This window comes from Sinomonas sp. (assembly GCF_036848755.1).
In the GTDB taxonomy this organism is placed as follows: Bacteria; Actinomycetota; Actinomycetes; order Actinomycetales; family Micrococcaceae; genus Sinomonas.
The window spans coordinates 1-11,953 of sequence record NZ_DAIUJO010000037.1 but is presented as its reverse complement, the minus strand read 5'-3'; the positions used below and the strand labels follow the sequence as shown (position 1 = coordinate 11,953).

The window sequence follows — 11,953 nt, the reverse complement described above, 5'->3', positions numbered from 1 at the left end:
GGCCACGCCCCGCGCAGGCCCCGGCCAGAAGCCCTCCCTTTCGGACATCGCCCCCAGCCCAAGCGCAGGGCAAAGTCCGAGCCCGGGGGCCAGAAGCCCTCGTCAGTTCAGCCGGTACCGCTCAATCTGCCTGAGCCTGCGCTGGAGGCTGTCTCGGCGGGGGTGGACCGGTGATTCGGCAGGCTCGGCGGTGAGGTCGATGTGGTCGCGGCCGAAGCGCCACAGCAGGAGGTCGTCGAGCAGGCGGTCGGGGCCGGGGGAGTAGCGGTGGTCGAGGGCCTTGCGGACATCCGTGATGCGCTCGGCGTCGAGCAGTTCCACGAGCTGCCACGTCCGGGTGAAGCCGTGCGCCGCGACGAGCTCAGCCGCCCAGCCCCAGTCGTCGTCGACCTTGCGGTCCACGTGGGGGAGGAGCGTCTGCCACACGTCCCGGATTCGGTCTGGGGTGAGCGGCTGCCCTCCCTCTCCGGCTTCGTTCCAGAAGCTGCGGACCTTCTCGTACCGCTCGTGCAGCTCCGCGAATTCCTTCTCGACGACCTCGAGCATCGCGGCGGTCGCGGTGAACTGCCGGTCGAACTGGGGGCTCCACGCCCGCGGATCACTGCTCTTGAATCGGATGTCGTGCTCGATCTCGCTCCACGCGTGGGCGAAGATCGTCCGGATCTGGCACTCGAAGAAGTAGCTTCCGTTCGCGGGGAGTTCCGGGTTGAACACCGTCTGGTACGCCTTGACGGCGTCGTTCTGCAGCGTGCGGAGGATCAGGTGACGGCTCGAATAGCCGTAGGTTCCAGACTCGATCGAACCGATCGCCTTCTCCCGGTCGCCGCGGCAGTCGAAGATGTCGCGCTGGCGCTTGATGAGGTTCGCCGCGATCGCGTTGTCCCGGGGAAGCCGCGTGATGACGCGAAGGCCGACCATGTCGTTGAGGGTGCGGAACGGGTCGGGGAACTTGAGGGTTGGTGCGCCGCCCGGCTCGGCGGGCGGGTCGAGCCGGGAGATCTTCTCCTTGAACGACTCGACCGTCTTGGTCCGGCCGGTGACGAAGAGCGGATCTGCCTCGTCGCTGTCGTTGAACATATCGCGCAGGACGTGCAGGACATCGCGCGTGACCGCCTTGAGCGCCGGGCGGACCCGGGCATACGTTTCGACGGACGCATCGACGGTCGCGCGCTGCCCCGCGTCCAAGCGGTCATAGTTCGTGGCCATGCCTTCACGGTAGCAATCGGCACCGACACGCGAGGGGGCAGCCGTAGGGTGAAGAGGTGCCGACCCGCGAAATCCACCGCTACGGCCCCCATCGCGACCAATGGGGCGAACTCTTCCTGCCAGACGACGCCGGGCCTCGGGCACCCGTGCGCGGCACCGTCGTCGTGATCCACGGGGGCTACTGGCGCGATCGGTGGACGGCCGAGCTCGGCGTCCCCACGGCCCTTGATCTGGCCGCGCACGGTTGGGCCGTGTGGAACCTTGAATACCGCAGGGCGGGGAATGACGGTGCGGGGACCAACGGGCCCGGAGGGGAAGGACGAACGGGCGACGGCGGCTGGCCGGCGACGTTCCGCGACGTCGCGATGGGCATCGACCACCTCGCGAACCTCGGGACACCGACGGGAGGCGCGGTCGATCCGCGGCGAGTGGTCGCGCTCGGCCACTCCGCGGGGGGCCATCTCGCGGTGTGGGCCGCGGGCCGCGCGAGCCAAGCCGCGCGCACGGGAGGCGAAACCCCCGCGGTGCCGCTCGTCGGCGTCGTGAGCCAGGCGGGCGTCCTGGACCTCTCGGCCGCCCACCGCCTCCGGCTCAGCGACGACGCCGCGGCGAACCTCATGGGAGGCCCCGAGTCGGCGCTGCCCGAGGAGTACGCGCTGGCCGACCCCATGGGCCGCCTGCCGACGGGCCTCCCCGTGTTCGCGGTCCACTCCCGGGAGGACGCCGCCGTCCCGTTCGAGCTCTCGGAGGCGTACGTCCGGGCTGCCCGCAAGGCAGGCGATCCGGCGGAGCTGCACGAGACGGTCGGAGACCATTTCGCCCCCATCACCCCGGGCCGGGAAGCCTACGAAACGTGCCGCGAGCTCCTCGCCAGACTGCTACCGTAGGCCCCATGCTCACTGTCATCGGCGAGGGCCTCATCGACGTCGTCCACAAGCCGACCGGCACGGAGGCCCATCCCGGCGGCAGCCCGCTCAACGTGGCAATCGGTCTCGCCCGCCTCGATCACCCGGTTCAGTTCCTCGGCCGCTACGGCGACGACCCGAACGGGCGCCTCCTCACCGAGCATCTCAAGGGTGCGGGCGTCCTCGTCCCCCTCCCGCCGGACGAGAGCCCGACGTCGGTCGCGACGGCCGAGCTCGACCACAAGGGCGCGGCGACCTACATGTTCGACCTCGATTGGCACCTTCCCGACCTCCGGGACCGCCTCTCGACCCTCCTCGGCGCCACGACCCTCCTGCACACGGGCTCGATCGCGACGGTGCTCGAACCCGGCGCCGCCCAGGTGCTCTCCGCCGTCGAACGCGCCCGCCCCCGCGCAACCATCGGCTTCGACCCGAACTGCCGCCCCACCATCACGACAGACCGCGAGGCGGTCCGCCCGCTCGTCGAACGGTTCGTGGCGCTCGCGGACGTCGTGAAGGCCTCGGATGAGGACCTCGAGTGGCTGTACCCGGGGGTGGACCCGCTCGAGTCGGCCCGCCGCTGGAAGGGGCTCGGGGTGCCGGAGGGGCCATCGATCGTCGTGGTGACCCGCGGCGGGGATGGGCCCTGGGGCATCTGCGCGGCCGGCGAGGTCGAGGTCCCGGCCGCCAAGGTCCGGGTCGCCGACACCGTCGGTGCGGGCGATTCCTTCATGTCGGCGCTCCTCAGCGGCGTCGTCGACCGCGAGCTCGACGGCGCGCAGCGCCGGTCGGAGCTGCGCCGGATCGATGCCGACGAGCTGCGCCGCATCCTCGACTTCGCGGCCCGAGCGGCCGCGGTCACCGTCTCCCGGCCGGGCGCCAACCCGCCCACCCGGGCTGAAGTGAGGGACATCCTCCCGCTGTAGGCGGGCCAACCCGAGCAAGGAGTGTTCATGGCCAAGCACAACCCGTACGACGATCTGCCCCAGGTCGAGCCGTTCACCGTGACGTCAGAGGACATCTCCGACGGTGGTACGCTCGCACCGAACCAGGTGAGCGGCGTCTTCCAGGTGCCGGGCGGCAAGGACCTTTCGCCCCAGTTGACTTGGTCCGGCGCCCCCGAGGGAACGAAGAGCTACTGCGTCACGGTCTTCGACCCCGACGCTCCCACGGCGAGCGGCTTCTGGCACTGGGCCGTCGCGAACATCCCCGCAACGGTTGACGAGCTTCCCGAGGGCGCAGGCGGCAGCGCGGACGGGATGGGCCCCTCCGACTCCGACGCGAGCCTTCCGGAGGGCGCACTCGAGCTCAAGAACGACGCCGGCTACCCGGGCTTCGTGGGCGCGGCCCCGCCCAAGGGGCACGGCCCGCACCGGTACATCGTGACTGTGCACGCTGTCGACGTCGACCGGCTCGACGTCGGCCCGGAGGCGACGCCGGCCTTCCTCGGCTTCAACCTGTTCTTCCACACGCTCGGCCGGGCGCAGCTGACCGGCTACTTCGAGGTCCAGTGAGGCTTGTTGCAAGCGACATCGACGGCACGATCCTGAGTCGCGACGGGCGCATCTCCGAGCGGACCATCCGCGCACTGCAGTCCTGCGAGGCGGCGGGCATTGCCGTCGTCTTCGTGACGGGGCGGCCGGCCCGCTGGCTCACCCCGCTGAGCGAGCAGCTCCGCCACACGGGCACGGTCATCTGCTCGAACGGCGCGCTCGTGTACGACCTTTCGACGATGTCGGTCGTCTCGTCCCAAGGAATTCCCCGGCACAGGATGCTCGAGGTGCGGAACATCATCCGCGGCCTGTTCCCGGAGACCTCGTTCGCGGCCGAGACGGCCGAGGAGTTCGTGATGGAGACGGGATTCGCCGAGCCTCGGCACCGCCATCTCCTCGAGGAGGTGCGTCACGGCGAGCTCGAAGACCTCGTGACCGGGGACGAGGTCGTGAAGTTCATGGCCAAGATCGAAGGCATGTCCGCCGAGGACTACTTCCGGGCCGTCGCTCCGCACGTCGGGCACCTCGTGTCCGTCACGCACTCCGCTCTCGACCTCACGATGCTCGAGATGGCGCCCCTCGGCGTCAACAAGGCCGTGACGCTGGAAGAGTACGCGCACGCACTGGGCGTGCAGGCCGAGGACGTCGTCGCGTTCGGGGACATGCCGAACGACGTCGAGATGCTCACCTGGGCGGGCGAGGGCTACGCGATGTCCTCGGGCCACCCGCGCGCCCTCGCTGCCACGGAACTGCACGCCCCCGGCATCGAGGACGACGGCGTCGCCCAGGTCCTCGAGCGCAAGCTCGCGGGGCTCCGCAAGGCAGGCTGACGGGCCTACCTCCTGAGTTCCCGCTCTCGATGCGTGCCGTGCTCGCCCACGGCCGGCTGAGTTGTGACCACCGTGTGCTCGACCTCTTCGTAGCGGTGTTCGCCCGCCCGGTGCATTGCCCAGACGATAAAGAAGCCGATCGCCACGAAAAGCACTATGTGGACCCCGACGCCGATATTCACGATGACGCCGAGGACCCAGATGACAAAAAGGACCAGCGCGATCCAGATCAAGGCGAGACCTCCTGTGCAGGACTGTCGGAAACTTCGGACTGGATGAAAAGCTGCGGAACTGCCGTCAAGCACATTCTGCCCGCCCGGGCAGCGCGGGGCCATGCTTCGAAAAGACCTCAGACACGGCGACGCCGAGGTACCGTGCCCGGATCGACCGAAGGGGTCGATCCGCACACAGCACCTCGGCGAGGCGCCTCATAGGCCCGGGGCAGTCAAGCGTGTTGCTGCTAGACCGCCCTCCGGCCGCGCACAAGATGGACGATGAGTGCGATCACTGCGAGAACGATCAGGATGTGCACCCATCCTCCGAGGGTCGGAAGGGCAATGAAGCCCAAGAGCCAGAGGACGAAAAGGATAATGGCGATCCACAGCAGCACGGTGGCCTCCTCAGTTCGGTTAGTGGACACGTGCCAAACTGATACCCGCATCGGCATGGTTCAAACGCGAGTATTCCTGGCCCGGCCATTCGGCTCGGTTCGCCAGCGGCGATCATGGGAATCGGCGCTGGCGTCCCATGCGTTTTTCCCGGTGTGAGTGATGATGAAGTCCTCGACGCCTATTCCGAAGTCGTCACGGGCGTCGCGCGGCACCTGACGCCGCGGGTTGCCTCCGTCCGCACCGTGCGCGGTGCGGGGTCCGCCGTCGTGATGAGCGCGGAGGGCCATCTTGTCACGAATGCGCACGTCGTCGGCAGGCTGGCGGAGGGCGAGGTTGCGTTCGCGGACGGTTCGTCTGGGCGGTTCTACGTGGTGGGGCGTGATCCCCTCTCCGACCTTGCCGTCCTGCGCACGGCCATCGCCGTGCCGGCGCCGCCCGAGTTCGGCAACGCCGACGCACTGCTCGTCGGCTCCCTCGTCGTCGCCGTGGGAAGCCCGCTCGGGCTCGAAGGCAGCGTCACGGCCGGCGTCGTGAGCGCGCTCGGACGTTCCATGCCCGCCCAGGGACGCACCGCGTCCCGCCTCATCGAGGACGTCATCCAGACCGACGCTGCGCTCAATCCCGGGAATTCCGGCGGCGCGCTCGCCGACTCGAAGGGCCGCGTGATTGGCATCAACACCGCGGTGGCCGGCGTCGGGCTCGGGCTCGCCGTTCCGATCAACGCGACGACGCGCCGCATCCTCCGAGCCCTGCGCGAGGACGGACGGGTGCGGCGAGCCTACCTCGGGCTCGTGAGCGTCCCGACCCCCCTCGACGAGCGCTGGGCCGGCCGGACCGGCCGGAAGCGGGCGCTCCGCGTTGCCGAGGTCGTCACGGGAAGCCCTGCGGCCGTGAGCGGGATCCGCCCCGGCGACGTGCTCCTCGCCATCAACGGCGCGCCGCTTGCCGACGCCCAATCGCTCCAGAAGCATATGTTCGAGGACGCCATCGGGCGTCGCACGGAGATCACCGTCCTGCGCGGGGAGGCGATGGTCGACGTCGTCGCCGAACCGGCCGAGCTCCTCGACTGACGGTGCCTCCCAGCGGTGCCTCCTACAGCTCGACGCTCCCTCGGATCCCCACGACGGTGTCGCCACCGATCCAGACGTCCGCCTCGCGCGCCGTGACGTGGACCCGCCCGCGGCGGCCGAGTGCCGTGCCCTGCTGGGCGACGTACGACGACGGCGCACGCCCGTTCCCGATGAGCCACTGGCCGAGCCCCGCGTTGAGGCTCCCGGTGACCGGGTCCTCAGGGACGGCCAGGCCGGGGCAGAACGCCCGGACCTCGAAGGCTGTCTCCGAGCCGTCCGGGTACGGTCCGATGACGCCGACCTTGTAGCTTCCCATCGCCGCGAAGTCGGGCCGGAGACCGAGGACGGTCTCAGCATCGGGCAGGAGCACCCCGACCCAACCGGGCCCGTTGTCCACCCATGCAGAGTCCACGACGTCGTCCGCGCCCAGCCCGAGCGAGCCGGCCACTGCGGCCACCTCGCCGGGGTCGACGGGCCCGGACTGCCGCAGCGGGGGAGCGGCGAAGGCGAGACGGCCGCCGTCGTCCGCAATGCTGACGAGCCCAACGCCGCACTCCTGGACGATCCTCCTGCCTCGGGTCCCGCCGTCGTCCTGCGGGACGCCTCCAGCCTCGAGCCACGCCCGGGCCGAGCCGAGCGTCGGATGGCCCGCGAAGGGCAGTTCGCCGCCTGGCGTGAAGATGCGGAGCCGATAGTCGGCGGCGGGCTGCGTCGGTGGGAGGAGGAACGTGGTCTCGGAGAGGTTCGTCCACCGCGCGAAGGCCGCCATCGCATCGTCGGAGACGCCCGCGGCGTCATGCACGACGGCGACCGGGTTGCCGCGCAGGAACTCGGAAGTGAACACGTCGACCTGGCTGAAGGGGAGGCTCATACGAGCTCCACCCCGTCCTCGAGCTCGAGGGTCCGCCCCTCGACGAGCCCCGTGAGAGCGGCCCCCACGTGCAGGGCGCCATGGTCCCCGAAATACTTCTCGAACTCCGAGGGAGGCACAAACCTCCACTCGGTCAGCTCCTCCTCCTGGAGGGTGACCCCGGCGCCGTCCGGCAGGCTTCCGCCGTCGTACAGGAAGACGAGCCCGTCGCCGACCGGATCCGGGAACGCGGAATGCGCGATGAGCAGGAGCGCGCCCGGCTCGATGTCGAGTCCGAGCTCTTCGCGGCCTTCGCGCCGGGCCGCCGTGCGCGGCGCCTCGCCCGGGTCGACAGTGCCGCCGGGCAGCAGCCAGCCCTCCTTGTAGTTGGGCTTCACCGCGAGGACGCACCCCTCCTCGTCGCGGATCACGAGCCCCGCGGCGACGCGCCGTCGAGGCAGGGTGCGGAAGTACTCCCGGCTCACCGGGCTGAGATCCTCCATCAGGCGCAGCTCCTCCACGGTCGGCGCAGCTTTTCCATGGATTCGAGCCTACCCGGGTACCGTGAGGCGCGTGAGCTACCTTCACGCCCCTCCGCTCGCGCTCGCCCACCGCGGCTTCTCGCTGACGGGGCTTGAGAACACGCTCACGGCCTTCCGGGCTGCGTGGGAGCTGGGCTTCACCCACCTCGAGACGGATGTGCGCGCCACGTCCGACGGCGTCCTGGCCGCGTTCCACGACGAGACCCTCGATCGCGTGACCGACCGCTCCGGGCCACTCGCCGCCCTCACGTGGGCGGAGGTCTCCCGTGCGCGCATCGGGCCTGCCGAGCGCGTACTGCGCTTCGAGGAGCTCGCGGAGGCGCTCCCGGACGCGTACCTCAACGTCGACGTCAAGAGCCCGGACGCGATCGCCCCGCTCGCCGCGGCGATCGAGCGGATGCGTCTCCACGAGCGGATCCTCGTCGCCTCCTCCTCCGACGCACGACGGCGGGCGGTCGTCTCTCGGCTCTCGCGACGTGTCGCGTCGTCGGCGGGGATGCGGACGGTGGCGCTCCTCGCCTATGGAGGCCCGGCGGCGCCGCCCGGGCTGTTCCGTTGGGCGCTCCGGGACGTCGACTGCTTTCAGGTGCCAGAGCGGCAGGGCCGCCTTCCCGTCATGACCCCGCGATTCCTCGCACGCGCCCACGCCCTGGGCAGACAGGTGCACGTCTGGACGGTCAACGAGGCGGCCGACATGGTGCGCCTGCTCGACCTGGGTGTGGACGGCCTCGTGAGCGACCGGGCCGACGTGCTCCGAGACGTCTTCGAGGCGCGCGGAGCGTGGCCGCCGGGGCGCTAGGCGCTGCCGGGCCTGTAGGGGGTCGGCCGGCCTCTTCCGGAGAACAAGGGGAAATTGCCCCGAGTTCGCTGGGAGTCTCCGGGGAGGACGGCAAAACGCCGCGGAATTCTCGGAGAACTCTCCGGATGGGGCTGCCCTACGCCGTCGCCCGTTCGTTCCGGGCTGGCACGATCGCTCCGGGGCCCTCAGGGGGCCGGAGGCATGAGGCGCTGCGGGCGCCGGAACGGAGAATCATGAAGACCACTACGAAGCGCGCCGCCGCGGCCGTGCTCGGCGCGGCCCTCGCCGCGACGGCCGCCGCGTCCGCCGCCGTCGCGGCACCGACGGCGGCCACGGCGCAGCGCGCCAACTCCGACAAGCACGTGCTGCTCCTCTCGGTGGACGGCCTGCACCAGTCGGACCTCGACTGGTACGTCAAGACCCACCCGACGTCCGCGCTCGCGGCGCTCGTCGGCCATGGCACGAGCTATACGAACGCGCAGACGCCCATCCCGTCGGACTCGTTCCCCGGCATGGTCGCCCAGGTCACCGGCGGCAACCCCGGCACGACCGGCGTCTACTACGATGACACGTACAACCGGGCTCTCCTGCCGGCCGGCACCACGAACTGCGCGGGCGCGACCCCGGGCGCCGAGGTCGCCTACACCGAGGCCGCGGACCTCAACCAGAATGCGCTCGATGCCGGCCAGGGCCTCGCCGGACTGCCGAACAGCATCCTCCAGATGACGGGGAACGCGAAGTCGCTCCTCAACCCCGCCGCCCTCCCGGTCGACCCCACGACCTGCAAGCCCGTGTACCCGAACCAGTACCTCAAGGTGAACACGGTCTTCGAAGTCGCCAAGCAGGCCGGCCTGAACACGGCGTGGTCGGACAAGCACGTCGCGTACGACATCCTGAGCGGACCCTCCGGGACGGGCATCGATGACCTCTTCGCGCCCGAGATCAACTCGGACTCCTCCATCGCCGGCTACACGGGCGACTGGACCACGGACAACGCCGCGACCCAGCAGTACGACACGTACAAGGTCCAGGCCGTGCTCAACGAAATCGCGGGCAAGGATCACTCGGGCGCCCAGAAGGCGGGCGAGCCCGGCATCTTCGGCATGAACTTCCAGACCGTCTCGACGGCCCAGAAGCTTCCGTCCTCCGACGGCCTCGCCGGAGGCTACCTCGCAGACGGCGTTACTCCGGGCCCCCTCCTCACGCGGGCCCTCGACTACATCAACACCGAGGTCGGCCAGATGACCGCGGCGATCGCAAAGACCCCTGACGCGAAGAAGACGACCGTCATCCTCTCCGCGAAGCACGGCCAGTCGCCGACCGATTCGGCCTCGCTCAAGCGCGTCGACGACGGGCCGATCATCGACGGGCTCAACGCAGCCTGGCGCGCGGCTGGCCACTCGAGCGACCTCGTCGCGTTCTCGACGGACGACGACGTCATGCAGCTCTGGCTGACCCAGCACACCCAGGCGGCGGCGGACTTCGCCAAGCAGTATCTGCTCTCGCACTCCGCCGCGGGCAACAACGTGAGCGGCTCGCCCCTCACCGTCCAGGGCTCGGGCCTCACGACCGTCTACGCGGGCTCGCAGGTCGCGGACTTCTTCCATACCTCGGCAGCCGACTCCCGGATTCCGGACATCTTCGGCATCGTCCAGCACGGCGTCGTCTACACGGGCGGCACCAAGAAGATCGCCGAGCACGGCGGCGCGGACCCGGAGGACCGGCACGTGCCGATCGTCGTCTCCCAGGGCACCGACTCCTTGGCGTCGACTGTGACGAGCACGGTGGAGACCACCCAGATCGCCCCGACCATCCTCCGCGAGCTCGGCCTCAACGTGAATGCGCTCCAGGCCGTCCGGATCGAGGGCACGAAGGTCCTTCCCCAGCACTGATCCCTTGGCGTAGGGGGCGGCAGGGTTGACCTGCCGCCCCCTACTCGTCTCCGCCGGAGACCGCCCGCTCGATCCGCCGGTCCGGCACGATCCAGATCGCCGCGACCGCCACGTAGGCCGCGGCGCTGATCCATACCGAGACGTAGGCTCCTAGGCACCCCAGCACGTACAGCGCGAGGGACCACTTGCCCTTCGCGTCGTTCTGGATCGCGCGCGCAAGCCGGCTTTCCGCGCCTTGGAGCCTGATGAGCCTCGCCTGGAGGATCGTGTACGCAATGGCCGCGAGCAAGAGGTTCATTCCGTATACGAGAACGGGCAGCGGGCTCAGGCTGCTCTCGTCCATCCATCGGGTCGTGAACGGCACGATCGAGAGCCAGAAGAGCAGATTGAGGTTCGCCCAGAGCGCCCCCCCGTCCACCCTGTCGCTCAGGTGCATCAGATGGTGATGGTTGCTCCAGTAGATGCCTATATAGATGAAGCTGAGCACGTAGGTGAGGAACGTGGGCAGGACTTGGGCTACGCCGTGCAGGTCCGGGGTGTCGGGCGTCTTGAGCTCGAGCACCATGATGGTGATGGCGATGGCCATGACGCCGTCGCTGAACGCCTCGACGCGGTTGGTCTCCACGGGGACGATTGAATCACCCTTGGCCCCTCGAAACACTCCGCCCTGTTCCGTCGGGACTGGCAGGATGGTGGAATGCGCATTCTGATCGCCCCGGACAAGTTCAAGGGCTCCCTCACCGCGGCCGAGGCCGCCGATGCGATGGCCGAGGGCGCCCTGAGCGTCTACCCGGATGCCCAGATTACGAGGGTTCCCATAGCCGACGGCGGGGAGGGCACCCTCGAGGCAGGCGTCGCGGCTGGCTTCGAGGAGAGGAACAATGCGGTCGTCGGCCCCATCCTGCGACCCGTCGGTGCCTCCTGGGCCCTCAAGGGCACCACGGCGGTGATCGAGACCGCCCAGTCCTCAGGCCTCGCGGTCCTCGAGAGCGAGCCCACTGTGGAGACTGCGCGCCGCGCCCATTCGTACGGAGCCGGCCAGCTCATCGCGGCCGCGCTGGACGCCGGTGCCACCGAGATCGTCCTCGGGCTCGGCGGCTCGGCCATGACCGACGGCGGCTCGGGGGCCCTTCGCGCGCTCGGACTCACGCCCCTCGACGCTGCTGGCAACGTCGTTCCGCTCGGTGGGGCGGCGCTCGCCGACGTCGTCGCCGTCGACGCCTCCGCCCTCGATCCCCGGCTTGCCCGCACCCGGTTCCGGATCGCCGTCGACGTCCGCAATCCCCTGACGGGACCGGACGGCGCGGCGTACGTCTTCGGTCCGCAGAAGGGAGCCGATCCCGAGACTGTCGAGGCGCTCGATGCCGGCCTCCGCACGTGGGCCCGCGTCCTCGCCGAGTCAACGGGGCGCGACGTCGACGTTCCCGGCTCCGGGGCCGCCGGCGGCTTCCCTGCGGCCTTCCTCGCCTACACGGACGCCGAGCTTGAGAGCGGCTTCGAACTCGTAGCCGACCTCGTCGGCCTCGACGCCCAGCTCGACGGCGCCGATCTCGTGATCACCGGCGAGGGCTCGCTCGACGGGCAGTCGCTCACGGGCAAGGCGCCCATCGCCCTTGCAGACCGTGCTCGGGAACGCGGGATCCCCGTCGTAGCCGTTGCCGGCCGCATCCTCGCGACGCCGGAAGAGCTGGCCGAGCACGGGATCGAGGTCGCGGGCGCACTCGTCGACCTCGCGCCGAGCGCAGCGGAGGCGAT

14 protein-coding genes are annotated in these 11,953 nt (G+C 70.0%); 8 read left to right on the top strand and 6 right to left on the bottom strand.

Features of this window, described 5'->3' with window-relative positions; all coding sequences use genetic code 11:
* Window positions 1-102 precede the first annotated feature (102 nt).
* Complete coding sequence (locus tag V7053_RS08030) at window positions 103-1,206, bottom strand: GTP pyrophosphokinase (RefSeq protein ID WP_334171752.1); 1,104 nt, start codon at window positions 1,204-1,206, stop codon at window positions 103-105.
* A gap of 56 nt (window positions 1,207-1,262) precedes the next feature.
* Between V7053_RS08030 and V7053_RS08025 the strand changes: the two genes are divergently transcribed.
* From V7053_RS08025 to V7053_RS08010, 4 genes are read left to right on the top strand one after another with little or no spacing between them, the layout of a single operon-like run.
* The gene (locus V7053_RS08025; protein WP_334171751.1) at window positions 1,263-2,093 is read left to right on the top strand and encodes an alpha/beta hydrolase family protein; all 831 of its coding nucleotides are present in this window, start codon (window positions 1,263-1,265) and stop codon (window positions 2,091-2,093) included.
* 5 nt (window positions 2,094-2,098) lie between these two features.
* A complete protein-coding gene (locus V7053_RS08020) occupies window positions 2,099-3,037 on the top strand; it encodes a carbohydrate kinase family protein (RefSeq protein ID WP_334171750.1) in 939 nt (312 codons plus the stop codon).
* A 27-nt stretch (window positions 3,038-3,064) separates the two neighbouring features.
* Window positions 3,065-3,625: a YbhB/YbcL family Raf kinase inhibitor-like protein gene (locus V7053_RS08015; RefSeq protein ID WP_334171749.1), complete on the top strand. Its 561-nt coding sequence runs from the start codon at window positions 3,065-3,067 to the stop codon at window positions 3,623-3,625.
* Window positions 3,622-4,434, top strand: a complete 813-nt coding sequence (locus V7053_RS08010) for an HAD family hydrolase (protein WP_334171748.1) — start codon at window positions 3,622-3,624, stop codon at window positions 4,432-4,434. The genes V7053_RS08015 and V7053_RS08010 overlap by 4 nt, the downstream gene beginning before the upstream one ends.
* Window positions 4,435-4,439: 5 nt before the next feature.
* Here the strand turns inward: V7053_RS08010 and V7053_RS08005 are convergent, their stop codons facing one another.
* Together V7053_RS08005 and V7053_RS08000 are read right to left on the bottom strand one after the other, a co-directional pair.
* Entirely contained in the window at window positions 4,440-4,667 is a 228-nt protein-coding gene (locus V7053_RS08005; RefSeq protein WP_334171747.1) for a hypothetical protein, read from the bottom strand.
* 227 nt (window positions 4,668-4,894) lie between these two features.
* Complete coding sequence (locus V7053_RS08000; protein ID WP_197061919.1) at window positions 4,895-5,044, bottom strand: lmo0937 family membrane protein; 150 nt, start codon at window positions 5,042-5,044, stop codon at window positions 4,895-4,897.
* 114 nt (window positions 5,045-5,158) lie between these two features.
* Here V7053_RS08000 and V7053_RS07995 point away from each other — a divergent pair, with 114 nt between their 5' ends.
* Window positions 5,159-6,115 (top strand): S1C family serine protease, encoded by a 957-nt coding sequence (locus V7053_RS07995; RefSeq protein WP_443022594.1) that lies wholly within the window; start codon window positions 5,159-5,161, stop codon window positions 6,113-6,115.
* A 22-nt stretch (window positions 6,116-6,137) separates the two neighbouring features.
* On the opposite strand, the gene V7053_RS07990 is transcribed toward V7053_RS07995, so the two are convergent.
* A complete protein-coding gene (locus V7053_RS07990) occupies window positions 6,138-6,986 on the bottom strand; it encodes a PhzF family phenazine biosynthesis protein (RefSeq protein WP_334171745.1) in 849 nt (282 codons plus the stop codon).
* Window positions 6,983-7,468, bottom strand: a complete 486-nt coding sequence (locus tag V7053_RS07985) for an NUDIX hydrolase (RefSeq protein ID WP_334171744.1) — start codon at window positions 7,466-7,468, stop codon at window positions 6,983-6,985. The genes V7053_RS07990 and V7053_RS07985 overlap by 4 nt, the downstream gene beginning before the upstream one ends.
* A gap of 70 nt (window positions 7,469-7,538) precedes the next feature.
* On the opposite strand from V7053_RS07985, the gene V7053_RS07980 reads away from it, so the two are divergent.
* Together V7053_RS07980 and V7053_RS07975 are read left to right on the top strand one after the other, a co-directional pair.
* Window positions 7,539-8,306 (top strand): glycerophosphodiester phosphodiesterase, encoded by a 768-nt coding sequence (locus V7053_RS07980; RefSeq protein ID WP_334171743.1) that lies wholly within the window; start codon window positions 7,539-7,541, stop codon window positions 8,304-8,306.
* Between the two features lie 233 nt (window positions 8,307-8,539).
* Window positions 8,540-10,198 (top strand): alkaline phosphatase family protein, encoded by a 1,659-nt coding sequence (locus V7053_RS07975; RefSeq protein ID WP_334171742.1) that lies wholly within the window; start codon window positions 8,540-8,542, stop codon window positions 10,196-10,198.
* 40 nt (window positions 10,199-10,238) lie between these two features.
* Here the strand turns inward: V7053_RS07975 and V7053_RS07970 are convergent, their stop codons facing one another.
* Window positions 10,239-10,823, bottom strand: a complete 585-nt coding sequence (locus V7053_RS07970) for a TMEM175 family protein (protein WP_334171741.1) — start codon at window positions 10,821-10,823, stop codon at window positions 10,239-10,241.
* Window positions 10,824-10,895: 72 nt separating this feature from the next.
* Here V7053_RS07970 and V7053_RS07965 point away from each other — a divergent pair.
* The coding region (locus tag V7053_RS07965) for a glycerate kinase (RefSeq protein WP_334171740.1) at window positions 10,896-11,953 on the top strand (1,058 nt) is incomplete at its 3' end.